The sequence below is a fragment of the Arthrobacter sp. MOO21 genome, assembly GCF_057369995.2.
Genome location: NZ_CM170671.2, coordinates 1,954,990 through 1,981,860, shown reverse-complemented (window position 1 = coordinate 1,981,860; position 26,871 = coordinate 1,954,990). Strand labels below are relative to the sequence as shown.

The following is a 26,871-nucleotide window of genomic DNA, read 5'->3' as shown; positions in this document are numbered from 1 at the left end:
GCGGCACCCCCGCGCAGCGCCGCATCAGATGGTCACATTGAGTCCCGCCGTGTAGCCGGCAGCAGCGGAACCGGTCATCGTTGCCAGCTGGTAGATGCCGCCGTCGTTCCCGAACACGTTGTCCGACTTGAGCGTGGTGCGGGTCATGTTCGTGACACTGCGTTCGTACCCGGGGGTGGCGTAGACGTCGTCGCAGGCCGCCTGCGGCAGGGCGATCTGGGAGACGGCCAATACCTGCCCTGCAGCAGTTGCATTGTTCATCGACTCGAACACCTCGAAGTGGATGTGCGGCCAGCGCCCGGAGTAGGCGGCCGGGAAGATCGACATGAAGGTGACCTGCCCGTTGGCATCCGCCTCCTGCACGCCGCGGAGGTAGTTTTCGTTCTTCAGGCTCGAGTCGTACATCGAGTACTTCCCGTCCCGGTCGCAGTGCCACGCGTAGACAGCCGCTCCGGCCATCGGGGTGCAGCCGTTGGCATTATCCAGGAGGGTCAGCGTGAACGTCAGCGGAACACCCTCCGCCTTGGCGGACGCGGCCCCGAAGCTCGAGGTGATGTCCCGGCGCACCACTCCGGACGCTTCCAGGACGTTAGGGCCGTTGGAGCCGTCGCCGGGGTAGGGGCCCGCGGTTTCCTGCGGGATTTCCACGCCGCACTCGGCGATGGCCCGGGTCAGGGTCGGAGCGGCTGTGGCGGCGGCCGTGGCAGAGACAGCCGACGACGACGCTGCGGCTGTTGTCGAGGTTGTTGCCGGCGAGGTGGAGCCCGAATTTCCGGCTGGCGTGCAGGCGGCGAGCGCGGCAACAGCGCCGCCAGCGCCAAGGAACAGTCCTAGGGACCTGCGGCTTAGCAGGGTGTTCAGGTCGAACTCCAGCCCCCGGTCGTGGTTGGGATGCGGCTGGTCGGCGTCGGGCTGGCGGGGTGTGCGTGAAGTAGTCATGGACCTATGAGACCGCATGGCCCTATGCCTGCGGTTGGTGCGCTCTGTGCGGCGGCTGTGGAAGAGCAAGGTGGGGCAGACTCATTGGAACCTGCCCCACCTCTTGCGCCAGCTAATGTCCCTGCGCCCGACTTTCGGGTTTCCTGTTGCGATGGAGTATGCAGGAACATCGGCCGGCGGGCTTGGTGAGGGATGCTGCCAGGCCGCTCGTGCGGCCTAGAGCGTCCTGGGGTCTTCGGCGTACATCTTCAACCTGATGGCCAAGGCCTCCGACATGTGGCGGGCGGCGATGTCCCCCGCGCGCCCGGGATCGGCGCCCTCGATGGCGGCAAGCAGTTCGGCGTAGTCCGCCAGCACCACCGGCCACCTGCCGGGGTAGGTCAGCGTGGTGAGGGTGTACCGGCGCACCTGCTGGTCCAGGCGTTCCAGCAGTCCAATGAGCGACGGACTGTGCGTGGCGCGCCACAGCTGCGCGTGGAAGGCGCGGTTGGTTTCGGCGAGCGCCCGGCCGTCGTTGGGGTCCAACTGCTGCATCTGCGCCAGCAGCCCCGTGAGCAATTGGCGGTCCAGGGCGGTCGCCTTGACGGCGGCCTTGGCAGCTGCGGCCTGCTCCAGGATGATCCTCGACTCATAGATGTCGATGATCTCCTCAGCCGAATGCGTACGGACAACCACCGCTTTTCCGCGCCTTTCGACCAGCCCGTCCTGTTCCAGCCGCTGCAGCGCCTCCCGTACGGGCGTCCTCGAGGCACCATAGCGTTCGGTGAGCTTGGCCTCCGTGAGCGGCTCGTCAGGAGCAAAGACACTGGCGAGAACATCCTCGCGAAGCCGCTGGTGGATGGGACTGGCCACTTTTTCCTCTTTTCCGTTACTGGTTGGGACTACTGTCCGGGTGGGTGCCTTACGCGATGGAGCCGGCCCGGCGCCCGAAGACTGCCCCTGCCGCAAGACCGGAGCCGCCGGGGTAGTTGCCGCTGAACAGTCCGCCCAGCGCTTCCCCACAGGCATAGAGCCCTTCAAGCGGCTGCGCCTCTGCGGTCAGTACTCGGCCCCAGGTATCAGTTTTGAGGCCTCCGAAGGTGAAGGTGATGCCGCAGGTAACGGGGAAGGCGTAGAACGGTCCAGTGGAGATGCTGCGGGCCCAGTTGCTTTTCGGCGGCTGGGTATCGGCCCGGCGCCCGTCCTTGACGTTGGGGTCGAACGGTGCGCTCTCAGCGATCGAATTGTTGAAGCTCCGCACCGTCTCCTCCAGGCCCCCGGGGTTGATCCCGGCTTTCTGGGCCAGCTCTGCCAGGGTCGGTGCGGTGACCACCGAAACCCCCGGCATGTCGTACTCCTCGGCCCGCAGCATAGGGCGGGAAGAAGCGTCAAAGATCTGGAAAGCGGCCGATCCCGGCTGAGCCAGGATGTCGCGGCCGTACTTCGCGTAGGTGTAGTTGCGGTAGTCGGCGCCTTCGTCCACGAACCGCTTGCCCTCGCTGTTCACCACGATGCCCAGCGGGTACCCGCCGCGGGTGAGCTGGTTGGTGAGCTCCAGGTTGCTCTGGTTGTCCGGGTGCCAGGCATCCCAGGCCACGCTGTGGCAGGTGGACCAGTCGCCACCCCTGGCCGCGCCGGCGTCCAATGCGGCGAGGATCATCTCCCCCGTGTTGCCCGGCGTGCCGCGGACTTTCGCGTTCTGCCAGCCCTCCCCCAGATGCCGGCGGCGCAGTTCCGGGGAGGCTTCAAAACCTCCCGAGGCAAGGATGACCGACTCGGCCCGGAACTCGCCCTCTCCCGATGACGTCCGGCAGCTGACCCCGCACACCCGGCCGTCTTCCCGGATGAGCCCCGTGGCCGCGCAGTCATAGACCACCTCAACACCCATGCGCTCCGCCGCTGCCCGGTGGTCGGCCATGAGCCCCTTTCCGCCGCCCACGTTGCCCACGTGCAGTCCGCCCCAGAACAGGTAGCCGCCGTCCTCGGTCCGGTAGGCCTGCCGTTCGTACATCAGGCGGTACTTGAGTCCCATGCCCTGGAGCCAGCGCAGCGTCGGGTTGCTTTCGGTGACCAGGACCTCGGAGAGCTCGGGGTCGTTGCGCCCTTCAGAAACCTTGGACAGATCGGCAAGGTATTCAGCTGCGGTATAGGCGGGGACCTCGCTGGCGGCGTGCCGCTCATCAGGTTCCACAAATTCGATGAGTTCCTGAAGCCCGTCATGGGAGATGCGCGTGGCCCCGGCGGTGTAGAAGCTGTTGCCTCCCGAGGCGGCCTCCTGCGCCTTCTCCAGCAGGACAACTTTGCGGCCGCGCTCAGCGGCTGCAAGTGCTGCCGCAAATCCGGCGTTGCCGCCGCCCACTACCAAAACGTCGCTCTTGATCATCATCAATCTCCTCAGCTCCATCGCTGTACACGATTGTATACATAAGTATGCCGTCGCATGCAATAGCGTGTTTTGGGGGCGTTGAGCCGGGGTGGTACCGGAATCCGGCCGCTACCCCAGGCGGGGGCTGCTGATTTCCTGGGCGTCGATGTACATCTGGATGCGGATGTTCTTTGCCTCGTCCATATGGGCGCTGGCGATGCGGCCGGCCTCCTCGGCGTTCCGTGCGCGGATGGCCACCAGCAACTCCTCGTGCTCCTTCAGCACGCGGTCCCAGCGCTCCTTGGTGGAGAGCGTGGTGCCGGGGTAGCGGATGAAGTGGACCAGGATCCGGTCCAGCAGGTCAAGGAGGGCGGCACTGTGGCTGGCCGCCCAGATGCGCTCATGGAACGTGCGGTTGGCGGCGGCCAGTTCAGCCGGAGTGGCAGCATCAAAATCAAGGGTGACCATGGCCTGGTGCGCGCGGTCGATCAGCATCAGGTCCATGTCCGTGTGCCGGAGAGCCGCAGTTTTTGCGGCCGCCTCCTCCAGGAAGGTCCGCACCTCATAGAGGTCCAGCATCTCCTCCGGACGGTACTCCCGCACCTGCATGCGTGAACCGTAGCGCTCCACGAGCCCCTCGGTTTCAAGGCGCCGCAAGGCTTCCCTGATGGGCGTCCGGGAGACGTTGTACTTCTTGGCCAGGGCGCTTTCGACGAGCTGGGCACGGGGAGGCAGCTCCTGCGAGATGATGGCGTTCCTGATCATCAGGTAGGGGCTTGTCTCTGGTTGCGACGCCACGGGCGGCCTCCGGTCTTCATGGAAACAAGCGGCAGGACGCGCCGGCGCCATACCTTTAGCCGCAATTCTAACGCACTGCATACCGTTTGGGCGCGCTGTGAACACCGTGCCCGATTTTCCGCACACCGTCTCATTCAGCAAGGCACCCAGACCGCCGCGTCGGTATTCATATTCAAATGACTGTTGCTTAACTCACATCAACGGTATACCGTTTGTGACCAACGCCATACAGCAGAGCAATTACCGGATTCCGGTTTGCTCAGCTTTGAACATTTACCCGGTAGCTGCACACGCCGGCTGGGGTACTTCAGGAGAACCAATGACGCTTCTATTCAGGGAAGAGCCGCAGGCCGGCACCCTCCCGGTCACCCCGGTCCCGGCCACCCTGGTCCGTGGCGGAACCAGCAAGTGCTGGATCTTCCGGGACGAGGACCTTCCGGCTGATGCCCTGGAGACGGACCGTCTCCTCATCCGCACCTTCGGGTCGCCGGACCTCCGCCAGATCGATGGCGTAGGCGGCGCCTCGTCAACCACCAGCAAGGCGATCACCGTGGCCGGTACCGGCCCGGACGGAACGGTGCGCTACCGGTTCGCGCAGGTGGCCATCGATAAGCCGGCGGTTGAATGGGCCAGCAACTGCGGCAACTGCGCGACCGCACTCGGCCTGTACGCATTGCATGCCGGGCTCGTCGCTCCCACCGGAGAGGTCACCCGGGTCCCCATTCTGAACACGATGACCGGTCTGCGCCTCGTTTGCGAGATCCCCACACCGGGGGCACAGGTACCGGCCTACGGCGGGCGGCGCCTGGATGGCCAGCACTACCCAGGGGTCCCCATCGACGTCATCTTCCAGAAGGCCTCCTGGTCCAGCTACGGAGCACAGTTCCCTACAGGCAACACCGTCGATGACATCGAGGTCGACGGGAAGCGGTACCGGGCGACACTGATCGACGCCGGCGCCCCGGCTGCGCTCTTCGACGCACAGGACCTGGGACTGGACGCAACCGGCAGCGAGGAAGCCCTGGAGGCACTGGTCCGGATCGCCCCGCAGCTGCGCGCAGCGGCCGCCCGCAGGATGGGCCTGCCGGAGAATCTCACATCCATTCCGAAGGTGGGCATCGTGGGGCCTCCGCCCGTAGGCGCAACCGGCGTCTCGGCCCGGATGATCTCGATGACCGCGCTGCACCCCGCCATCGGCCTCACCAGCGCCGTCGCGGTCGCTGCCGCTTCGGGCACAACAGGCAGCGTGGTGCAGCGCAGCGTAGTTCCGGCGGCGGAGCCCGGACTCCTTATCCACTTACTGAAAGGCAAGACGGCGCTGGCATTGGATGCAGCCGATCCCGCTGAAGTCTCCTTTCAACGCTCGGCCCGCGTGATCAGCGAAAGCACCATCCTGGTGCCCAGTGACTGAAGAAACCCCTACCGGAAAAACCCAGCCAAGGAATCAGCCATGAAAATCAGCATTCAGAACCTGCAGCTGAAGTACGGAAGCTTCACTGCCATCGAAAACCTCAACCTCGACATTGAAGACGGGGAGGCCCTGGTCCTCCTGGGCCAGTCCGGCTGCGGCAAGACCAGCACGATGCGGTGCATCGCCGGCCTGGAGGAGCCCACCTCGGGGCGGATCATCATCGACGACGTTGTGGTCTTCGACTCCGAAAAGGGCATCAACCTGCCCCCGAACAAGCGCAACGTCGGCATGGTCTTCCAGTCCTATGCGGTGTGGCCGCACATGACGGTGGCCCAGAACGTTGCCTATTCGCTGAAACAGAAAAAGCTCTCCAAGAGCGAAATCGATGAGCGCGTCATGGAAGCCCTTACGCTGGTGGGTCTGGAGCCGTACGCCGACCGCGGTGCCAGCCTGCTCAGCGGCGGCCAGATGCAGCGCGTCGCCCTGGCGCGCAGCCTGGTCATGCGGCCCAGCGTGCTCATGCTCGACGAACCGCTCTCCAACCTCGACGCCCGCCTGCGCGACCGGCTCCGGGTTGAGCTGCGTGAGATCCAGCTCCAGCTGGGGCTCACCTGCGTGTACGTCACCCACGACCAGCACGAAGCCTTTGCCTTGGCAGACCGCATCGCCCTGCTCCAGGGTGGCCGGATCGTGCAGATGGGCGCCCCGCAGCACATGTACGAAGCACCCGCCAGCGCCTCGATCGCCCACTTCCTGGGCGTCTCCAACATCATGGACTGCACGCCGGAGAGCACCGCGGCGGGAACCACCACCGCACGCCTTGCCGACAGCGGGCTCACTGTCCAGTCGGCGCAGCAGACCGGCGAGACAGGGACATCCCCCAAGGTCTGCATCCGGGCCGAGGACCTGCAGATCACCGCAGCACCGGCAGAGCACCCCAACTCGTGGCCGGGAACGGTCCGGGTAGCGGGATTCCAGGGCAACGACATCCGGTACGCAATCCAACTGGAATCCGGGCCCGAGCTGGACGCGCTGGGCGGACTCAAGCGCGGCGAACAGCACAAGGTCGGGGACCGCGTGTGGGTGACCGTCAACCCCCGTGAGGTCCAGATCCTGCCGGCCGAGGTCCTCGCATGAGCCTCAAGACCGTAGCGACCAGCCGTGCCGAGACGCGCCCGGCACCGAAGCCCACGCCCAAAGACTACCGCTCTGCCCGTACCGTTGCGGGCCTGCGCAAGAACACGCCCGGCCTGATCGTCCTGCTCATCCTCGGCATCCTCATCGTCCTTCCGCTTGCGCTGGTCCTGCTGGCTGCCTTCTCCGACAGCGTTCCGCGGCCGGGCAGCATCTCCCTGGGCGGCCTGACGCTGTCCAACCTGGCCCTGCTGGCCACCCCGGAAGCACTTGGCGCCCTGGCCAACTCGCTCATGGTGGGAGCAGGCTCAGCCATCATCGCCCTGCTGATCGGGGCGTTCCTGGCCTTTGTCTGCGCCCGCTCCGACGCGCCGTGGCGGAAGTTCATCTTCTTCATCGGCATGGCGCCGATGTTCATCCCGGCCCTGGTGGGTGCACTGGCCTGGTCCCTGCTGTGCTCGCCCAGCGCCGGCTACATCAACATCTTCCTCCGGGACCTGGGCATTGATGCCGCAATCAATATTTACAGCCTTCCGGGCCTGGTGTTCGTGCTGGGAATCTTCTACGCCCCGTACGCCTTCCTGCTGCTGCACAGCTCGCTGTCGATGATGAACGCCGACCTCGAAGAAGCAGCAACCGTCCACGGCGCTCCGCTACGCACCATGCTGCGGACCGTCACCCTCCCCCTGGCCCTGCCGGCCATCCTGGGTTCCGCGGTGCTGGTCTTCGCGCTGACCATGGAAAACTTCCCGGTGGCCCAGGTCATCGGCAACCCCGCCGGCGTGGACACGCTGCCCACCTATATCTACCGCCTCATGAGCGCCACACCGGCCAAGAGCAACCAGGCTGCCAGTGTTGCGGTCATCCTGACCGTTGCGCTGATGGCCGTGACCCTCGTCCAGCAGCGCATCATCAACAAGCGCAAATTCACCACCATGACCGGCAAGGGCAACCGTCCCCGCCAGGTCCCGCTACGCAAGATGCGCTGGCCCTTCACCATCCTGGCCCTGGCCTACTTCGCGGTCTCGGTGGTGCTGCCCATGCTCGCGCTGCTGGCCGCGTCGATGCAGGCCACCCCGTTCGTGTCCTCGATGTCGCAGCTGCTGGAAGCGAATGCCCTCAGCTTCGCCAAGCTGGGCGAGGTCCTGGGATCCAACGACTTCCAGCTCGCCCTGAAGAACAGCGTCCTGGTGGCCCTGATCGCAGCCTTCGCCGGCACCACCCTCAGCTTCATCGCCTCCTACATCCGCTACCGCACCAAGTCCAAGGTGGGACGCCTGATCGAACTGGTGGCCATGACCCCCCTCGCCGTCCCCGCCATCGTCATGGGCATCGGACTGCTCTGGACCTGGCTGCTGCTGCCGCTGCCCATCTATGGCACCCTGGCGATCCTCGCCGTCGCCTGCGTTGCAGTGTTCATGCCCCAGGGCTACCGCGGCGTCTCCGCGTCCATGCTCCAGATGGACCAGGACCTCGAGGACAGCGCGGTCATGCTCGGCGCCGGACGGACCAGGTCCGTCCTGGACGTCACCCTGCCCCTGATGCGCGTGGGCATCATGTCCTCCTTCCTGCTGTTCCTCATGCTGTCCATGCGTGAGCTCAGCGCCTCCATCTTCCTCTTCACCTCCAACACCCGGATCCTGTCCATCCTCGTGTTCGACAACTTCGACAACGGCCAGAGCCAGGCAGCTGCAGCCGTCAGCGTCCTGTACTGCCTGGTCATCGGAATCCTCGCCGTCATCGCCCAAAAAGTCGGCGGCGAACGCAAGACCAAGAACTGACCTCACACCCACCTTTGAAAGGGACACCCACAATGAAGTTAGCGTCCAAGCTCCCCGCCATCACCGCCGCAGGGGTACTCCTGGCCCTCAGCCTGACCGGCTGCGGAAGCGCCGCCCCGAGCGCCGGCGTGGTGACAGCCACCGCCGCCGTTAACACGGACAACGGCCTGGTGATCAACGGCGAATCCATCGCTGACAAGGCCACCTACGAGAAGGCCAAGACCCAGACGCTGTCCCTCTACTCCGGCTACACCGATTCCTCCGAAAGCGCCCTGGTGGACGCCTTCACCAAGGACACCGGCATCAAGGTCAACGTCGTCCGGCTCACTCCGAACAAACTGTCCGAACGCGTGCTCTCCGAACAGGGGGCCGGCAAACTCAGCGCCGACGTCATCCGCACGTCCGACTACCGGATTGCCAAGTCCATGGAGGATGCCAAGGTCTGGAAGGCCTATGACGTCCCCGGCGCCTCGGCACTCAAGGACGTTTCCGTGGACGGCGGCCAGTTCACCCGCATGTTCAACTCCGTCTACACCCTGGGCTACAACACCCAGCTGGTGAAGGAAGCCGATGCCCCCAAGTCCTGGGCGGATGCCGTCGGCGGCAAGTGGCAGGGCAAGCTGGGCATCGTCCAGGGCGGTTCGGGCGGCAGCACCGCTGCGCTGAACCGGTTCATGGAAACCAAGATGGGCGGTGACTACTTCGCCACATACGCGGCACAGAAGCCCAAGATCTACGACTCCCTGGGCGCTGAAGCCACCGCCCTGGCCCGCGGCGAAGTAGCCGTCGGCACGGTCACCATCAGCGGCACCAACATCTCGGCCGTCCAGGACAAGGCCCCGGTCAAGTTCATCGTCCCGGAGGAAGGACTCGTCTCCTACGACTACTACCTGGGCATGACCGGCACCGCCACGAACGTGGAAGCCGCGAAGGTCTTCATGAACTACAACCTTTCCAAGCAGGGCCAGCAGGTCTTCGCGCAGATCGGTGAATACCCGGTCCGCACCGACGTGGCACCGCCGACGATCATGGGCGTAACCCTCCCCGCAGTTGATTCCGGCAAGGTCTACCGGATGCAGAACAGCGACGCCGTCACCTACGGCAAAGACGACCTGGCCAAGTGGAACCAGGTGTTCGGCTACACCAAGTAAATCCGCCTTCCCGTGTCCGGGGACCCGGCCGCCGCCGGGTCCCCAGACACGGTTTTTTCATCCCCAAGGAGCCCCGTGACCGCCTCGCACGCACCCGCACTTCCGGTGCCCCGGAACACCTCCTCCCTGCTGGTCCTCCGGAACGGGGCAACCGTCGTCGAACTCGGCGACACCACCCGTGCCAGCTACGTCGCGTCAATGCGCAAGAGCCTGCTCTCGATCCTGTTCGGGATCCAGGTGGCGGCGGGCCGGGTCAGCCTTGACGCCACGCTCGGCGACCTTGCCATAGATGACGTTGGGGGCCTGCTGCCGATCGAACGGACGGCGCGGCTCCGTGACCTCCTGACGTCGCGTTCGGGCGTCTACCATCCGCCCTCCAGTCCGGGGAGCGATGAGCATGCGTTCCCCGCCCGCGGAACGCGGACGCCGGGGCAGTACTTCCTGTATAACAACTGGGATTTCAACGCCGCGGGCGGCATCTTCGAGAAGATCAGCGGCCTGACCGTCTTCGAAGCGTTCGAAAAGCACCTGGCCGGCCCGCTGGGGTTTGAAGACTTCGAGTCCACACGCCAGCTCATGCTCGGCGACGCCGCCAAGTCCGCTTTTCCGGCCTACCACCTGTTTCTCTCCGCCCGGGACCTGGCCAGAATAGGGCTGCTGATGACTGCTGAAGGATGGTGGGAGGGCCGGCAGCTCGTCCCCCGGGAGTGGATCAGGAAGAGCGTGTCCACCCATGTCAGGCGCGCGGACATGGCACCAGCCACCGGTTTTGGCAACTGCGATTACGGCTATCTATGGTGGCTGCCGCGGGAGGGGCAACCGGAGTGGGAGGGGGCCTTCCTGGCAGCGGGAAACTACGGCCAGTTCCTGCTGGTACTGCCCGCCCTTGGCAGTGTCATAGTGCACCGGCGGTTTGTGAGCGACCGCTTTGCCATCGCCCGGAACACCCGCGTGCCGGCGGCTTCAACGGAACCACCGGCGCCCGTGACCCACGCAGAGTTCATGGCGCTCGCCCGCGCACTCGTCAACGGTCCCCTGTCCCGGTAGCCGGCGGCAGGAAGGACGCGCACGACGACGGCGCCCTCCTTTGTCAGGAAGCCTGGCCCTTCGCAATGGACCGGAACACCTTCGTTGCCTGCTGCGCGGCGGGGCTCAGCCTCCGGTTTTCCAGGTGGGCAAGGAGGATGCGCCGCTTCGGGGCCCCGGCGAGCGGGACCGCCACCACGTCAGGGCGGAGGGCGGTCAGCGCGAGCCTGGGTGCCAGGGCGATGCCGATACCAGCAGCCACCATGCCTTGGGTCTCCTGGTAATCGTTGGCTGCGAAGGCGATCCGCGGCTCGAACCCGGCGTCACGGCAAACCCGGCGGAGGACGTCGGCCACGGGGTGTTCGTCCCGCACCACCCATTCCTGGTCGCTCAACGAACCGATGCGGACAGAACCCAGTCTCGCAAGGGGATGGTTCCGCTGTACCAGCAAAACTGTGGGGTCGTTCGTCAGCCTGACCAGGGTCAGGTCAGGGTCCTCGATCTGCTGCCAGGGATAGTCCCACAGAAGTGTCAGTTCGATTTCCCGCCGCCGCAACCGTTCCAGCAGGCCGTCGCGGCGGGCGCTGACCACGGTCACTGCCACCTCCGGGTAGCGGGCGCGGAACGCCAGCACCACGTCCGGCATCAAAGAGGCTCCGCCAGTGGGGAAGGTTCCCAGGCGCAACTGGCCCCGCCGAAGCCCCGCGAACTCCCCCATTTCGGCACGGGCAGCCTCAACGGTCCTGTCGATGTCATCGGCGTAGTGCAGAAGGGCGTGTCCCGCTTCGGTGAGGACCACGCCGCGGGGGTGGCGCTCGATGAGGACCACCCCCATCTCCTGCTCAAGCTTGGCTATCTGCTGTGAGACCGCTGATGTGGTGAACGAAAGGACCGCAGCAGCCGATGTAAGGGAACCTGACCGGCCCACCTCGCGGAGCACGTGGAGCCGGTGGAGATCGAGGAGTGCCATGGCCTGAGTTTAGCAAAAGTAGATAGTTGTCCATCTATTTGTGATTGTGCTGAAGCCTCACATCCCGGATCGTAGAAGTACAAGGTGCTGTGAAGTAGGGCACCTGCGAGTTATGAGGGAGAAATACAGTGGGACTCCGAGGACATTGGTACCGGGGCGGCACGAGCAAGTGCTGGCTCTTCGATGCCAAAGACGTGGCCCTCCACGCACCCACCCGCGAGGAGATCCCCGCACTGCTGTCAGCCGCCTTCGGCGCAGCGGACGCGCGGCAGCTGGACGGCGTCGGAGGCGGAACCTCCACCACCTCAAAGGCTGCCGTCATCTGGGCCACCCCTGGTGCCGAGGCAGACCTTGACTACCTTTTCGCCCAGGTGGGTATCGGTGACCCTACCGTTGAGCTGGGTTCCAACTGCGGCAACTGCGCCACCGCCATTGCCTTGTTCGCAGTACAGTCCGGCATCGTTGCGGCCCGGGACGGAATGACCAAGGTCCGCATGCGCCACGTGAGTTCCGGCGCGGTCCTCAGCGGAACTGTTCCCACCCCCGGCGCCCACGTTCCCAGGTCAGGCCTGGCCAGGGTCCCGGGCAGCAGCGCTGCCGGTGTTCCCGTCAGCCTCTCGTTCCACGGCCCCTGGGGCCAGAACACGGGCGCTCTCCTCCCTACCGGCAACACCGTGGACCAGCTCCAGGTGGACGGCAGGACGCTCACCGCCACAATGGTGGACGCCGGCGCCCCCGCCGTGCTCCTCCCGGCCGACCAGGCCGGCGTCGATCTCTCCTCCATGGCGGACGGCCTCACCGGGCAGCTGCCCGTCCTTATCGCGGCACGGGCGTCGGCAGGCCTGGTCATGGGGCTGCGGAAGCCTGAAGATCCGCCGCAGAACGCCGTCCCGAAAGTCGGCGTCGTGGCTCCTGCCGGTGACTACATCGCGGCGGACGGAACAACCGTCACCGCCGACAGCCACGACGTGCGGGTGCGGATGCTGTCCATGCTCGCGCCCCACCCTGCAATCGGCCTCACCTCCGCCGTGGCAGTTGCCCTCGCAGCCTCGCTGCCATCATCGGTGGTGGCCAACGCTGCAGGCCAACCCTCCACCGGCGCCGGAAGCCCCCGGGTACTTCGGATAGGAACGCCCGCGGGCGTGATCACCGCCGACATCATCTCCGACGACACCGGCGCCGTCAGCGAAGTGGCCCTCCACCGGGCGGCCCGCCACATCGCCACTGCGGACATCGACGTGGCCCCGGCCGCAGAGCTGTCCGCCTAAACCCCCCTATCTCTTTGCCCCATCATTAAGGGGCCGCACCAACCAGGAAGTTGTTCAATGAAGATCAAATCCATCCTCGGACACCTGTATGTCCAGGTACTCATCGGAGTCGCCCTCGGCGTCGTTGTGGGCGCACTGTGGCCGGACCTCGGCTCGTCCCTCAAGCCCATCGGCGACGGCTTCGTGAAGCTCGTGAAGTTCATGATCGCTCCGATCGTGTTCTGCACCATCGTCGGCGGGATCACGTCCCTGCGCGACACCAAGAAGGTCGGCCCCACCCTGGTCCGTTCACTCGGCTTGTTCTACACCCTGACGGCACTGGCCCTGGCCCTGGGCCTGGCCGCGGTGATGCTGTTCCAGCCCGGGGCCGGGATGCACATCGACCCCGCCCACCTCGACTCCTCGGTCGCCGAGAAGTACACCACGAAGCTGCCCAGCAGCAACCCTGTGGACTTCATCCTGAGCATCATCCCCACCACGTTCGTCGGCGCCTTCGCCGACGGTGAAGTCCTGCCCGTGCTGGTCATTGCAATGCTGTGCGGATTCGCCTTCAGCAGGCTCGGCGCGCCGGGCCAGCACGCACTGAACGTCGTCAACAGCTTCAACAAGCTGCTCTTCATCATGTTCGGCTACATCATGAAGGTTGCCCCGCTGGGAGCCTTCGGGGCCATGGCATTCACCGTTGGCAAGTACGGCGCCCACTCCATCGGAAACCTCGGAATGCTGATCCTTTCCTTCTACGCCGCATGCATCGTCTTCGTGGTGGTCGGCCTCGGCATCCTGGCGAAGGTGACAGGGTTCAGCCTCTGGCAGATCCTCCGTTACTTCAAGGACGAATTCCTCATTGTCCTCGCCACATCCTCCAGCGAACCTGTGCTGCCGCGCCTGCTGGCCAAGCTCGAACGCGTCGGCTGCGCCCGCAGCGTCGTGGGCCTCGTGGTCCCCACCGGCTACTCCTTCAACCTCACCGGCACGGCCATCTACCTCACGCTCGCCTCCATGTTCATCGCGCAGGCCTGCGACATCCACCTCAGCTGGGGCCAGATCCTGCTGATGCTGGGCATGATGCTGCTGACTTCCAAGGGCGCGGCCGGCGTCACCGGCAGCGGTTTCGTGGCCCTGGTGGCCACCCTGACGGTCATGCCCACCCTTCCCGTCGTCGGCGTCGCCCTCATCGTTGGCATCGACCGCTTCATGAGCGAGGCCCGCGCCCTCACCAGCACGGTCTGCAACATCGTCTCCTGCGTGGCCATCGCCAAATGGCAGGGTGAGCTGGACATGGGCAAGCTCCGCTCCGAGCTCCAGGCGGGCTTCGTGCCCACCGAAGCGGAAAAGGTGCAGCTCGCCGAACCGGCCCTGGCCCACTAGCCGGCCGCCAGGCCACCAACCCCAGTGTTTGCCCGGGAACCCGCAGGGTCCCGGGCAAACACTTGCAAGGGGCACGACTCACCACCCCCACGGAAAGGACCCGAAAAATGAGTAACCGTCAAACGGAGCAGGAAACAGAAGACTGCGAAGCGGGCACCTGCTTCTACTGCCAAGGTCCTGAAACCGACTAGTGGCAACCTGACGGCGAACTAACCGGCCCGGGTCCGGCGCAGGCCGGGGTGCCGCCGCTAAGCTGGCGCCATGGCCACCAAAACCACAGCAGAGAAGCTTGCCACCATCCAGAAGGGCTATGCGCTGGAAGGCGCCACCATCGAGCTGGGAGCCGCCATCATCGACGGCGAGCTCCACAAGGACGCGCCGGTGCGGCTGCCGCTGGCCATGATGAACCGGCACGGACTGGTGGCTGGCGCGACCGGTACCGGCAAGACCGTAACGCTGCACATGATGGCCGAACAGCTGTCCACCGCCGGCGTCCCCGTATTCCTGGCCGACATCAAGGGTGACCTCTCCGGCCTGGCGACGGCCGCCGTCGGAAGTGAGAAGCTCAAGGCCCGCACGGACAGCATCGGCCAGCCGTGGGAAGGCAAGGCGTTTCCGGTGGAGTTCCTGGCGCTGGGCGGTGATGGCAACGGAGTCCCGGTCCGCGCCACGGTGACCTCGTTCGGTCCCATACTGCTCTCGCGCATCATGGAACTGAACGACACGCAGGAATCCAGCCTGCAGCTGGTGTTCTACTTCGCGGACAAGAACGGCCTGGAGCTGATCGACCTCAAGGACCTCCGCGCCGTCATCCAGTTCCTCACGTCGGACGAAGGCAAGGACCAGCTCGAGGAACTCGGCGGCCTGTCCAAGGCAACCGCGGGCGTGATCCTCCGGGAGCTCGTGAACCTGGAAGCGCAGGGGCTGGAGAAGTTTTTCGGGGAACCGGAGTTCGATACCGCCGAGCTGCTGCGCACCGCCCCGGATGGCCGCGGCGTGGTCACCTGCCTGGAACTGCCCACCCTGCAGACCAAGCCGATGCTGTTCTCCACCTTCCTGATGTGGCTGCTGGCCGACCTGTTCGAGGACCTCCCCGAGGCCGGCGACCTGGACAAGCCCAAGCTGGTGTTCTTCCTGGACGAGGCGCACCTGCTGTTCAACGGCGCTACCGAGGCCTTCCTGGACGCGATCACCACCACCGTCCGGCTGATCCGGTCCAAGGGCGTGGGCATCTTCTTTGTCACCCAGACACCCAAGGATGTTCCCGCCGACGTGCTGGGCCAGCTGGCCAACCGGGTACAGCACGCCCTGCGCGCCTTCACCCCGGAGGACGCCAAGGCGCTCAAGGCCACGGTGTCCACGTTCCCGCTCAGCGACTACGACCTTGAGGAAACACTGACATCCGCGGGCATCGGCGAAGCCGTCATCACCGTCATGAACGAGAAGGGTGCACCCACTCCCGTGGCCCTCACCCGGCTCCGCGCGCCGGAATCTGTGATGGGCCCGAGTGAGGAGGGACTGGTCCGCAGCACCGTTGCCGGCTCTGCGCTGCTCGGGAAGTACGGGACCTCCGTGGACAACGTCTCGGCGTACGAGAAGCTCACCGGCAAGGCCGCGGCACCCACCGGTCCGGCAGCACCTGAACCCGCGGATGCCGGCGCGCCGGCCACTCCGGGCACGTACGACGTCGACGCCGAAGCCCGGCGGATCGAGGAGGAGATCCTGGGCCGGCCCAGCAGCAGGCCGGCAAGCGTTCCTGTACCCACGCCCCAGGAACCCGAACCGCAATACACCGAACCGCGTGGCCCGGCTCCCCGGGACTCCGCTCCCCGGGCCAAGGCGCCGAAGGCTCCCCGGGCGCCGCGCACCCGCCAGCCGCAGTCGGCACCGGACGGGATGATGGGCGATCTCGGGGCTGTGCTTGGCGGTGCACTCGGCGGCGGACTGAAGAGCATGGCGCGTTCCATGGGTACCCAGCTCGGACGGGAACTGCTCCGCGGAGTGTTCGGCACGTCATCCCGGCGCCGCCGCCGCTGACCTGAACCAGTACTTGGCCGGCGCCCGCGAAAGGGGACGCTGAAGGCCCTTCCTGCTCCCGCCGTCGTGCATTAGGGGTGTGGTAACCGCGGAACCAGGGGAGACGCCAACTTCAGTGTGCCGTCGCAGTGACGTTACTGTAAGAAACGTGCAGATGAGTCAAGCGTTGGTGAGGATTGCAGCCGGATGGCTGCTGGGCCTCATGCTTGCCATCGCCGGAGCCGTCGTGGCCATCAACGTGGTGAACCGGACAGTGGCCAGTCCCCAGCAGCCGGTGCGGGAGTACCTGGACGCCTTGCGGGCCGGCGACGGCGGGCGTGCTCTGGGGCTGCTGCGGGCCGCCGTGCCGCCCAGCAACGCCGCCATGCTCGACGGCCCCGGGTTGCAGACTGCCGCTTCCCGCCTCTCGAACGTGAACATCGGAGACCCGGAGGAACGCCCCGGCAACCAGGTGATGGTGCCGCTGGAGTACACGATCGACGGCAGCCGGCTCCGCACAGAGTTCCTGCTGCAGAAGACCGGCACCGAATGGATCTTCTTCAACACCTGGGCATTCGTCCCGTCCAGGCTGCCCACAGTGGACATGACCGTGGTCAACGGAAACGAAGCCACCGTCAACGGCGTTCCGGTGAACATGCCCAGCGGCCGCAACTCCTTTGCCGTGTTCTACCCGGGCGAATACGAAGCAGCCCTTGACGGCGAGTACTTTTCCGCCCCCGCCACCCGGGCCACGGTGACCTCGAAGGACACCCCGGTGGCCCCGCTCAACCTGCTGACCCAGGCCACGGACCGGCTGAAGAACGACGTGTCGGCCAAGGTACGGGAATTCCTGGACGGCTGCGCGGCCGAGGCCGTCAAGGAACAGAAGCTCCAGCCCGACTGCCCCTTCTATTACGCCAGCAACAACAGGGTCCAGGACGGCACCATCAAATGGACCGTGACCGAGTATCCGGGCGTCTCGGTGGAGCCGTTCGACGGCCGCTGGGTGGTGGCGCCGCTGGACGGGAAGGCCAGGGTGGAAGCGCTCCAGCAGAACGCGTTTACCGGAGCGTGGTACCCGCTGGACGAAGAGGTGGATTTCAGCTTCACCACGCGCCTCGACGTCTCGGGGGATACCATCAAGGTCACCCCGGTCCTGAGCTTCTAGGCCCCGCGCGTCAAACTGGCCCAGTTCTTGGCCTCAGCTTGGGGTTCTACCCGTACCTCTAGTCCCGATGGCTCCGAAAACTGGGCTGCTTTGGCTGCGGCCACCGCAGCGAACCCCTTGCCAGCACCTCGCGAACCTGCGCCAGGACGGATTCGGGCGCGTAGACAACGTCGTCGTAGAAGAACCTGAGTACCGGCAGGCCCTGACGCATTGCGGCATTGTCCCTGCGGCGGTCCTTCTTGAACTGGCGAGGCTCAAGGTGGAAGGCGATCCCATCGATCTCCACAATGAGAAATCCCTCCAGCAGAAAGTCAACGCGCCCAATGCCGTTGATCCACACTTGGGTCTCGGTTGATATTCCGGCGTCCCTGAACAGCACCCGGGCCAGCGTCTCCAGTAGGGAGTCTGCGCCGCGCTCCACTTTTGACAGCACGGTCCGTGCCTTGCCGCACCGCTTCCCATCCAAGTAACGGAGAAGCTGATCCGGGTTGATGTCCCAACGGTTATAGGCGCACTCCACCATCACCAAAGACTCAAGTTCAGGCAGGCAGAGCAGCGCGTGAAGCAGGACATCGGGAAGTGCTGCAAGGGTCCGGTGACGCGGCTGTTGTGTAAGGGGAAGGCGGTGGCTGACACAGCGGACGGTACTTCTTCCGTTGCTTTGCCAGTAGTGAGGCCGCGTTGCTGGCCGAAGCTGCCAGAGGCCGTACTTCGGTGCGGCGGAAGTGCACGTCACCAAGCCGCTCGCAAGACCGGCAGCCACCAGTTCCGCATCGGCCCCCGGAACGGCCAGCAGCCCGTGCTGCAACCGGACCACCGAGCCGCTCCGGATAGCCCGGCGAAGCTCCGTCTCGGTGCCACCAGCCGCCAGCACGTCGCGCCGCAGCAGCACTCCTCCGGCGGACTCGAGGATGTCTATGGGGTCCATCAGGCTACATTGGCGGGCATCGGGAGCTGACGGCAGGCATAACGCAGGCTATGTGGAGAAGGGGCCGTACACACTGGCCCAGTTTTGGCCCCGCAGAAACGGAACTGGCCCGGTCTTCAGGCTTCCGAAGCTTGAAAACCGGGCCAGTTCAGCAAACCGCCGGCTCAGTCCATCCCGCGGAGGTCCAGGACCAGTTCGGTGTCACCGTCGGCCTGCAGGACCACGGGGATGCCCCAGTCCTGCTGGTAGAGGTGGCAGGCGGCGTGGTCCGGGATCTCGCCGTCCTCGGTTTCGGGTCCGTCGCAGGCGGCAGCGCGGGCGGTGATGTGCAGGACGCCCTCGGGAACGTCCGGGGACAGCTCCAGGGTGCGCAGCAGCCCCACCGAGGTTCCGCCGCCGGCCGCCAGGAGCTCAGGCGGGGTGGACGAGATCTTCAACTGGGTGGGATCGCCCCACCGGTCGTCGAGCTTCTGGCCGGTGGGTGCCGTGAAGCGCACCGTCAGTTCCAGCGCGCCGGGTGCCACGGGGCTCTTGGGCCGGTGGGTTTGGGATGCGCCTTCGTCCACCTGCTGCGCTTCCTTGGGGATGGGCACGTACACCAGCTGGTGCTGGTTCGCCTCCACCACCACCAGCAGCGGCTCCGACCCGGCGGAGTGGGTGTGGTCCACGATCACGTCGGACGGCTCGGCGAGCCCGCGGGCGAGCGTGGACACGGTCCGGGACGTTGGGTCGTAGCGTCGCACGGCGCCGTTGTAGGTGTCGGCGATCGCCACGGACCCGTCGGGGAGCACGGTCACCCCGAGCGGGTGCTGCAGCCGGGCCTCGGCGGCCGGTCCGTCCCGGAAACCGAAGTCGAACAGCCCCTTGCCCACGGCCGACTCGACCGTGACAGTGCCGTCGTCGCCAACGGCCAGCTTGCGAAGCGCGGACGTCTCGGAGTCCGCCACCCAGATGTTGCCGTCGGCGTCCTCGGCCAGGCCGGAGGGCTGGGCGAACCAGGACTCGTGGGCCGCACCGTCGAGCAGGCCCTCGAGGCCGTTGCCTGCCACGATGGCCACGTCACCGGAGACGGGGTCGAAGCTGAAGATCTGGTGCGTGCCGGCCATGGCCACCACCACGGCACCCAGCTTGCGGGACCACACCAGGTCCCACGGCGAGCTGAGGGAAACCTCAAGGGGGTGTCCGCCCAGGCGGCCGGTGAAGCCCGCCGCGTCCTCGTCCACGCGTGCCGGGCCGGTCTCGAGCAGTCGCTGGATCCCGTTGCCTGCCAGGGTGGAGGCCTTGCCGTCGCTGAGGGACAGCCCGCGGAGGCGGTGGTTCACGGAGTCGGCTATGACGACGTCGTAGCCCACCTTCGCTGCCACTTCTTCCGGCAGCAGCACCAGGCCTTGGGGCTCGTTGAACTGTGCGGTGGCGGCGTCGCCGGCGGCCGGGCCATCGGCGTAGCCTTTGGTGCCCGAGCCGAAGGTTCCCAGGACAGTGTGGAAGTCCGTGCCGAGCTCCACGAGGCGGTGGTGGCCGGTGTCGGTGACCAGCCAGGAACCCTTGTCCGCAGGGTCCGCCACCGCGGCGCCTGCCGCTGGGCCGCCGTCGGACGCTCCCTCTGTTGCGGTGGAGCCGCGTCCCGGGGGCAGGAAGAGCGCCTTGCCGGGGAAGCGCAGGGTGCCGGACGTGGCCTCCGGCGCCACGTAGGGCCCGGTTCCGCGGTGAAGCGTGCCCTTGGCCTCGTGTTCGGCGATGAGTTCGGGGATCAGCACCGCCAGGCCGTCAGCGTGGCCTTCACCGGACAGGTGCGCAACGATGTAGCCCTCAGGGTCGATGACCACCAGTGTGGGCCATGCACGGGCGGTGTACGCCTTCCAGGTGTCCAGCTCGGGGTCGTCCAGCACCGGGTGGTGGATTTCGTAGCGTTCAACCGCAGCCGCCAGGGCCACCGGGTCCGCCTCATGCTCGAACTTGGGTGAGTGGACGCCAACGGTCACCAGGACGTCCGAGTACTGCTCCTCCAGCGGCCGCAGCTCATCCAGGACATGGAGGCAGTTGATGCAGCAGAAGGTCCAGAAGTCCAGCAACACGATCTTGCCGCGCAGGGCTTCCAGGTCCAGCGACTTGCCGCCGGTGTTCAACCAGTTGCGGCCCACCAGTTCGGAGGCCCGGACCCGGGCATGGTTGCGTACGGTTTCGCTCATTAGCGTCCTTCCAGCTTGTTGCGTTCAGCCAGCCTGGCGTCGCGTTCGGCCAATTTGGCAAACATATCGTTGTAAGCGGCAAGATCGGCGTCGTTATTCCTGTCCGCCGCCCGGTCCACGCGTTTGGTTTCCCGCTGGTCCGACCTCGACCACATGATGGCGACGCCGATCGCCACCAGCAGCGTGGGCACTTCACCGATGCCCCAGGCCACCGCGCCGCCCATTTGCTGGTCGACGAGGGCGGACGGCCCCCACGCCCGGCCGAGGTTGCCGAAGTAGTCCGCGGCCAGCAGCCCGGTCCCGCCCATGATGGAGACGCCGAAGAAGGCGTGGAAGCCCATGGTGGCAAGGAGCAGGAGCAGCCGCATGGGGTACGGCGCCCGGCGCGGCAGCGGGTCAGTGCCGATCATGCTGAGCACGAAGATGTAACCCGTGAGCAGGAAGTGCAGGTTCATCAGCTCGTGGCCCACGTGCTCGCGCATCGCAAAGCCGAACAGGTCCGAGTAGTAGAACAGGACAATCGAGCCGGCAAAGTTGGCGGCCGCAAACAGCGGATGGGTGACCAGCTGGGAGAACTTCGAGTGCACGAACACGAGCAGCCATTCCCGCGCTCCCCGCGATCCGTCGCGGCGGGCCGGCAGGGCGCGCAGGGCAAGGGTCACCGGAGCACCCAGCACCAGGAAGATCGGGGCCACCATGGTCAGCGCCATGTGGTCCACCATGTGCGCGGAAAACAGGATGCGGCCATAGACCGACGGCGGACCGGACGTGATGTAGGTCAGCACCACCAGGCCAATGACCCAGTTAAGGGACCGGAACCACTGCCAGGTATCGCCGCGGCGGCGGACCTTGGCCACGCCCAGGAAGTAGGCAACCAGGCCGAAGAGCGCCACCGCCACCCAGAGCCAGTCCAGCCGCCACTCGGTGAGCCAGCGTTGTGGAGTAAGTTCCGGCGGAAGGTCGTAGCCGCTGAGGATGAAGGCGGGCGACGCGTCCGGCGCCGGTTCCGTTGGCTGCGGCGGGGCCGAGCGGCCCAGCGCGACGGCGATGCCGGACGTGGCGCCCATGATGAGGAGCTCGGCCGCGATCAGCTGCCACAGGACCCGCCGGGCCGACATGGTGGAGCCCTTGAGTCCCAGCTGCGGGATGACCCACTGCCGGTGCATGAACCCGATGCCGCCCAGGACTACGGCGGCCGCGGTCTTGGCCAGGATCAGCTGGCCGTAGGCCGAGCCGAAAAGGTCCGACCAGCTGGTGACGCGGATGCTGGCGTTGATGATGCCGGACGCAAAGACCAGCACGAACGCGAAGCCCGCCAAGGTGGAGAAGCGCCGCAGGGTGGGTTCGGTGATGTCCGTTGCCGCGCCTGCCTTCGGGCCGGCCAGGATCCCGGACAGCAGGGCCAGGATGACGATGCCGCCCACCCAAGTGCTGACGCCCACCAGGTGCAAGCCCAGGGAGTTGATGGCACCTTCGTGGTCCGAGGAGCTTGAGGAGTGGCCTATGAGCGCTGTGGGGACCAGGCCGATGAGTGCCAGGACCAGTGTCAGGGCGAGGCCGCCGAGTGACCTGACGCCGAACAGCGCGGTGGTGACGACGGCGGCGATGATGGTCACGGTGAGCCAGGCCCGGCCCGTCTCGATGTCCGTCATGAAGTACACCAGGGCCTGGGTGAACGCGGGGTCCCCGGAGAGGCTCTGCCCCGCCACGTCCGCGTAGGTGAAGACCAGGACGGCGATCGCGGACAAGGTCCAGACTGCGCCGGCGGCTGCCGCCACGGCCAGCACCCGGGTGAAGGCAGGATGCTCCGGGGCTTCACTGCCCTCCGCTGCTGCCCTGTCCCGGCTGCGGGCAGCCAGGTTCTTAGGGAGGATTCCGACCGCGAAGATCAGCCCGCCAATGACCGTGGCCAGGGAAACGTTATGGATGGCCTTGCTGATGGGCAGGCCCCAGCGGACCAGCGCTCCCGGATCAGAGACACCGCGGGCTGCCGCGGCACCGGAGAAGAGCAGCGCAGCAGCGAGGGCCACGAAGACTGCTGCCAGGCCGGCAACCTGCCAGGGGGTCCGGATTCCGAGGGGGCCGCCGTCCCGGGCCGTAGATCCCTGGCCCGGACCGGACTGGGGCTGGGGGGAACGTGGTTTTGCGGCAGAAGACACCATTCCATTGTCCGCCACCACCGCCCGGGCGGCGAATCGGGCTTAAAGACAAAAGGAGCGGCAACCCGTGGGTTGCCGCTCCTTGTTCCGCCTGCTGTCTGCGGGCGGAAGGAAGTCCTACTTCTTGGAAACTGCAGCCTTCAGCTTGGAACCGGCGGTCAGCTTGACGCTGTGGCCCGCTGCGATCTGGATGGTTTCGCCGGTCTGCGGGTTGCGGCCGGTGCGGGCAGCGCGGTCGGTGCGCTCGACGGCGAGCCAGCCCGGGATGGTGATCTTTTCGCCGGCGGCGACAGAAGTCTCGAAAACCTCGAACAGTGCGTCGAGGACGGAGTTGACGGCTGCCTGGCTGGTGCCGGCCTTGCCAGCTACCTCTGCAACAAGTTCACTACGGTTCTTAGCCATTGATGTCCTCCTGGACGGTTATGTTTCTGGAGCCTGCACGCGGCATGCGCGCAAGCCACTGTTCGAAAACTTACCAGCTTGGACCCTTCCGGTCCGCAAATTCCGCGTGTTTCCGCGACTTTTTGAGCTTAATCACGAGATTTTGGGGGATATCTCCCTCCCCGGAGGACAGCCGGATGCGTAATCGCTTCCTGCGGGTTGCCGGGCCTGTTTAAATGTGGGAGGCCCCAACCGTGTGGTTGGGGCCTCGACCATTGGTGTGTGTCCGGCGGTGTCCTACTCTCCCACACCCTCCCGGGTGCAGTACCATCGGCGCTGTGGGTCTTAGCTTCCGGGTTCGGAATGGGACCGGGCGTTTCCCCCACGCTATGACCGCCGTAACCCTTGTACCCGTCCCCCTTGGTTGCGGGGGGGTGGGAAGACTGTGGTTACAACATCCCTGCCCTTTTGGGGGCAGGTAGTGGTGTTATTCAATTGTGTGGTTCCTGGCTGTGCAACCCGGTGGTTGGGGGTTGTTGGTTGGGAACCACATAGTGGACGCAAGCAGAATGTGTTTCTGTGTGGTGTAAGTTGTTGGCCTATTAGTACCGGTCAGCTTCACGAGTCGTTAGTCCTCGCTTCCACATCCGGCCTATCAACCCAGTGGTCTGGCTGGGGGCCTCTCACACATAAATGTGTATGGAAATCTCATCTTGAAGCGAGCTTCCCGCTTAGATGCTTTCAGCGGTTATCCCATCCGAACGTAGCTAATCAGCGGTGCACTTGGCAGTACAACTGACACACCAGAGGTTCGTCCGTCCCGGTCCTCTCGTACTAAGGACAGCCCTTCTCAAATTTCCTGCGCGCGCAGCGGATAGGGACCGAACTGTCTCACGACGTTCTAAACCCAGCTCGCGTACCGCTTTAATGGGCGAACAGCCCAACCCTTGGGACCTACTCCAGCCCCAGGATGCGACGAGCCGACATCGAGGTGCCAAACCATGCCGTCGATATGGACTCTTGGGCAAGATCAGCCTGTTATCCCCGAGGTACCTTTTATCCGTTGAGCGACGGCCATTCCACAATGTACCGCCGGATCACTAGTCCCGACTTTCGTCCCTGCTCGAGATGTCTCTCTCACAGTCAAGCTCCCTTGTGCACTTACACTCGACACCTGATTGCCAACCAGGCTGAGGGAACCTTTGGGCGCCTCCGTTACTTTTTAGGAGGCAACCGCCCCAGTTAAACTACCCATCAGGCACTGTCCCTGACCCGGATTACGGGCCGAAGTTAGATGTCCAAAGTGACCAGAGTGGTATTTCAACGATGACTCCACCCGAACTGGCGTCCGGGCTTCAACGTCTCCCACCTATCCTACACAAGCCACTCCGAACACCAATACCAAACTATAGTAAAGGTCTCGGGGTCTTTCCGTCCTGCTGCGCGTAACGAGCATCTTTACTCGTACTGCAATTTCGCCGAGTTTATGGTTGAGACAGCGGGGAAGTCGTTACTCCATTCGTGCAGGTCGGAACTTACCCGACAAGGAATTTCGCTACCTTAGGATGGTTATAGTTACCACCGCCGTTTACTGGGGCTTAAATTCTCAGCTTCGCCGTGAGGCTAACCGGTCCTCTTAACCTTCCAGCACCGGGCAGGAGTCAGTCCGTATACATCGTCTTGCGACTTCGCACGGACCTGTGTTTTTAGTAAACAGTCGCTTCCCCCTGGTCTCTGCGGCCCCGATCCCCTCCCGGACGCGCAGTCCGTTCAAGGTTGGGGCCCCCCTTCTCCCGAAGTTACGGGGGCATTTTGCCGAGTTCCTTAACCATAATTCTCTCGATCGCCTTGGTATTCTCTACCTGATCACCTGTGTCGGTTTGGGGTACGGGCGGCTAAAACCTCGCGTCGATGCTTTTCTCGGCAGCATAGGATCACCAAATCCCCCCATACGGGGGTCCCATCAGATCTCAGGCATCATGAACAGCGGATTTGCCTACCGTTCGCCCTACATCCTTAGACCGGGACAACCATCGCCCGGCTCGGCTACCTTCCTGCGTCACACCTGTTAATACGCTTGCCTCCCGGGATCAGGTCCTGCGCTCCACCAAAACCCTTCACCCACAAGGGGTGTCGGGCAGGTTTCGGGCAGTTAGTATCCCCCGCTCAGCATGGGCGGTTTTTCGCCGGTACGGGAATATCAACCCGTTGTCCATCGACTACGCCTGTCGGCCTCGCCTTAGGTCCCGACTTACCCAGGGCAGATTAGCTTGACCCTGGAACCCTTGATCATTCGGCGGACGGGTTTCTCACCCGTCTTTCGCTACTCATGCCTGCATTCTCACTCGTGTAGGCTCCACCGCTGGTTTACACCGCGACTTCACCGCCCACACGACGCTCCCCTACCCATCCACACTCCTGAACCACAAAGGCTTAGAGATATGTGTGAATGCCACAACTTCGGCGGTGTACTTGAGCCCCGCTACATTGTCGGCGCGGAATCACTTGACCAGTGAGCTATTACGCACTCTTTTAAGGGTGGCTGCTTCTAAGCCAACCTCCTGGTTGTCTGGGCAACTCCACATCCTTTCCCACTTAGCACACGCTTAGGGGCCTTAGTTGGTGGTCTGGGCTGTTTCCCTCTCGACTATGAAGCTTATCCCCCACAGTCTCACTGCTGCGCTCTCACTTACCGGCATTCGGAGTTTGGCTGACGTCAGTAACCTTGTAGGGCCCATTAGCCATCCAGTAGCTCTACCTCCGGTAAGAAACACGCAACGCTGCACCTAAATGCATTTCGGGGAGAACCAGCTATCACGAAGTTTGATTGGCCTTTCACCCCTACCCACAGCTCATCCCCTCCATTTTCAACTGAAGTGGGTTCGGTCCTCCACGACGTCTTACCGTCGCTTCAACCTGGCCATGGGTAGATCACTTCGCTTCGGGTCTAGATCACGCCACTCACACGCCCTATTCAGACTCGCTTTCGCTACGGCTGCCCCACACGGGTTAACCTCGCGACGTAACACTAACTCGCAGGCTCATTCTTCAAAAGGCACGCCGTCACAGCTACAAGGCTGCTCCGACGGATTGTAAGCACACGGTTTCAGGTACTGTTTCACTCCCCTCCCGGGGTACTTTTCACCTTTCCCTCACGGTACTGGTCCGCTATCGGTCATTAGGGAGTATTTAGGCTTATCAGGTGGTCCTGACAGATTCGCACGGGATTTCTCGGGCCCCGTACTACTTGGGATACTCTCACAGGCGGCACAAACGCATTACGGTTACGGGACTAACACCCTCTCTGGCCGGCCTTTCAAAACCGTTCACCTATGCGCGCACATCACACCCCACCAGCCCGGCAGAACTGGTATGGAAAGTCCCACAACCCCGACCATGCAACGCCCGCCGGCTATCACACATGGAACGGTTTAGCCTGATCCGCGTTCGCTCGCCACTACTAACGGAATCACTATTGTTTTCTCTTCCTGCGGGTACTGAGATGTTTCACTTCCCCGCGTTCCCCCCACGCACCCTATGTGTTCAGGTACGGGTCACCAAGTCACTCGCGCGCTTGGCGGGGTTTCCCCATTCGGACACCCTGGGATCACAGTCCGGTTATCGACTCCCCCAGGCTTATCGCAGATTCCTACGTCCTTCATCGGCTCCTAATGCCAAGGCATCCACCGTGTGCTCTTAAAAACTTGACCACAAAGATCAAAAACAAAAAACACTCGAGAGAACCACAGAAACCGTCCCGCGCACCACAACCCCCACAAGGAGAGCCACAGCACACGAACCAGATCCAGGTTCATAATCTTGGAAATTGCTTCTTATACA

At 64.7% G+C, this 26,871-nt stretch carries 18 protein-coding genes and 2 rRNA genes; 9 read left to right on the top strand and 11 right to left on the bottom strand.

The features are described from left to right. Nucleotides 1-24: 24 nt before the first annotated feature. The 4 genes from AC2JAJ_RS09145 to AC2JAJ_RS09130 form a co-directional block, all read right to left on the bottom strand. Entirely contained in the window at nucleotides 25-939 is a 915-nt protein-coding gene (locus tag AC2JAJ_RS09145) for an intradiol ring-cleavage dioxygenase (RefSeq protein WP_221387349.1), read from the bottom strand. Nucleotides 940-1,155: 216 nt separating this feature from the next. Further along, a complete protein-coding gene (locus tag AC2JAJ_RS09140) occupies nucleotides 1,156-1,791 on the bottom strand; it encodes a GntR family transcriptional regulator (protein WP_473695334.1) in 636 nt (211 codons plus the stop codon). A 49-nt stretch (nucleotides 1,792-1,840) separates the two neighbouring features. Next, nucleotides 1,841-3,304, bottom strand: a complete 1,464-nt coding sequence (gene tcuA, locus AC2JAJ_RS09135; protein WP_221387347.1) for an FAD-dependent tricarballylate dehydrogenase TcuA — start codon at nucleotides 3,302-3,304, stop codon at nucleotides 1,841-1,843. A gap of 108 nt (nucleotides 3,305-3,412) precedes the next feature. Next, nucleotides 3,413-4,081, bottom strand: a complete 669-nt coding sequence (locus tag AC2JAJ_RS09130; protein ID WP_224023586.1) for a GntR family transcriptional regulator — start codon at nucleotides 4,079-4,081, stop codon at nucleotides 3,413-3,415. A gap of 319 nt (nucleotides 4,082-4,400) precedes the next feature. On the opposite strand from AC2JAJ_RS09130, the gene AC2JAJ_RS09125 reads away from it, so the two are divergent. The 5 genes from AC2JAJ_RS09125 (at nucleotide 4,401) to AC2JAJ_RS09105 (ending at nucleotide 10,605) form a co-directional block, all read left to right on the top strand. After that, entirely contained in the window at nucleotides 4,401-5,492 is a 1,092-nt protein-coding gene (locus AC2JAJ_RS09125) for a PrpF domain-containing protein (protein ID WP_473695328.1), read from the top strand. Nucleotides 5,493-5,531: 39 nt separating this feature from the next. Beyond that, nucleotides 5,532-6,629: an ABC transporter ATP-binding protein gene (locus tag AC2JAJ_RS09120; protein ID WP_221387345.1), complete on the top strand. Its 1,098-nt coding sequence runs from the start codon at nucleotides 5,532-5,534 to the stop codon at nucleotides 6,627-6,629. Then, nucleotides 6,626-8,407 (top strand): ABC transporter permease, encoded by a 1,782-nt coding sequence (locus AC2JAJ_RS09115; protein ID WP_473695326.1) that lies wholly within the window; start codon nucleotides 6,626-6,628, stop codon nucleotides 8,405-8,407. Before AC2JAJ_RS09120 ends, AC2JAJ_RS09115 begins: the two co-directional genes overlap by 4 nt. A gap of 32 nt (nucleotides 8,408-8,439) precedes the next feature. Beyond that, the gene (locus AC2JAJ_RS09110) at nucleotides 8,440-9,558 is read left to right on the top strand and encodes an ABC transporter substrate-binding protein (protein WP_473695324.1); all 1,119 of its coding nucleotides are present in this window, start codon (nucleotides 8,440-8,442) and stop codon (nucleotides 9,556-9,558) included. Nucleotides 9,559-9,633: 75 nt separating this feature from the next. Beyond that, entirely contained in the window at nucleotides 9,634-10,605 is a 972-nt protein-coding gene (locus tag AC2JAJ_RS09105; RefSeq protein WP_473695322.1) for a serine hydrolase domain-containing protein, read from the top strand. A gap of 43 nt (nucleotides 10,606-10,648) precedes the next feature. Here the strand turns inward: AC2JAJ_RS09105 and AC2JAJ_RS09100 are convergent, their stop codons facing one another. After that, nucleotides 10,649-11,554 carry a LysR family transcriptional regulator gene (locus AC2JAJ_RS09100; protein ID WP_486416106.1) on the bottom strand — a complete coding sequence of 302 codons (906 nt, stop codon included), beginning with the start codon at nucleotides 11,552-11,554 and terminating at the stop codon, nucleotides 10,649-10,651. A 128-nt stretch (nucleotides 11,555-11,682) separates the two neighbouring features. Here AC2JAJ_RS09100 and AC2JAJ_RS09095 point away from each other — a divergent pair, with 128 nt between their 5' ends. The 4 genes from AC2JAJ_RS09095 to AC2JAJ_RS09080 all read left to right on the top strand — a co-directional run bounded on the left by AC2JAJ_RS09095 (nucleotide 11,683) and on the right by AC2JAJ_RS09080 (nucleotide 17,374). After that, on the top strand, nucleotides 11,683-12,822 hold the full coding sequence (locus tag AC2JAJ_RS09095; protein WP_486416107.1) for a PrpF domain-containing protein: 1,140 nt from the start codon (nucleotides 11,683-11,685) through the stop codon (nucleotides 12,820-12,822). 57 nt (nucleotides 12,823-12,879) lie between these two features. Continuing rightward, a complete protein-coding gene (gene dctA, locus AC2JAJ_RS09090) occupies nucleotides 12,880-14,190 on the top strand; it encodes a C4-dicarboxylate transporter DctA (protein ID WP_486416108.1) in 1,311 nt (436 codons plus the stop codon). Nucleotides 14,191-14,451: 261 nt separating this feature from the next. After that, a complete protein-coding gene (locus tag AC2JAJ_RS09085) occupies nucleotides 14,452-16,227 on the top strand; it encodes a helicase HerA-like domain-containing protein (protein ID WP_486416109.1) in 1,776 nt (591 codons plus the stop codon). A 154-nt stretch (nucleotides 16,228-16,381) separates the two neighbouring features. Further along, a complete protein-coding gene (locus tag AC2JAJ_RS09080; RefSeq protein ID WP_486416110.1) occupies nucleotides 16,382-17,374 on the top strand; it encodes a hypothetical protein in 993 nt (330 codons plus the stop codon). Between the two features lie 58 nt (nucleotides 17,375-17,432). On the opposite strand, the gene AC2JAJ_RS09075 is transcribed toward AC2JAJ_RS09080, so the two are convergent. The 6 genes from AC2JAJ_RS09075 to AC2JAJ_RS09050 all read right to left on the bottom strand — a co-directional run bounded on the left by AC2JAJ_RS09075 (nucleotide 17,433) and on the right by AC2JAJ_RS09050 (nucleotide 26,741). Then, entirely contained in the window at nucleotides 17,433-18,302 is an 870-nt protein-coding gene (locus AC2JAJ_RS09075; protein WP_486416111.1) for a DUF559 domain-containing protein, read from the bottom strand. A gap of 164 nt (nucleotides 18,303-18,466) precedes the next feature. Beyond that, nucleotides 18,467-20,491 carry an NHL domain-containing thioredoxin family protein gene (locus tag AC2JAJ_RS09070; RefSeq protein ID WP_221387335.1) on the bottom strand — a complete coding sequence of 675 codons (2,025 nt, stop codon included), beginning with the start codon at nucleotides 20,489-20,491 and terminating at the stop codon, nucleotides 18,467-18,469. After that, nucleotides 20,491-22,653 carry a bifunctional copper resistance protein CopD/cytochrome c oxidase assembly protein gene (locus tag AC2JAJ_RS09065; RefSeq protein ID WP_486416112.1) on the bottom strand — a complete coding sequence of 721 codons (2,163 nt, stop codon included), beginning with the start codon at nucleotides 22,651-22,653 and terminating at the stop codon, nucleotides 20,491-20,493. Before AC2JAJ_RS09065 ends, AC2JAJ_RS09070 begins: the two co-directional genes overlap by 1 nt. 114 nt (nucleotides 22,654-22,767) lie before the next feature. Further along, nucleotides 22,768-23,052, bottom strand: a complete 285-nt coding sequence (locus AC2JAJ_RS09060) for an HU family DNA-binding protein (RefSeq protein WP_011693739.1) — start codon at nucleotides 23,050-23,052, stop codon at nucleotides 22,768-22,770. Nucleotides 23,053-23,315: 263 nt separating this feature from the next. Further along, nucleotides 23,316-23,432: ribosomal RNA gene (gene rrf, locus AC2JAJ_RS09055) — 5S ribosomal RNA — on the bottom strand. Between the two features lie 180 nt (nucleotides 23,433-23,612). Further along, nucleotides 23,613-26,741, bottom strand: a 23S ribosomal RNA gene (locus AC2JAJ_RS09050). Nucleotides 26,742-26,871: the final 130 nt, after the last annotated feature.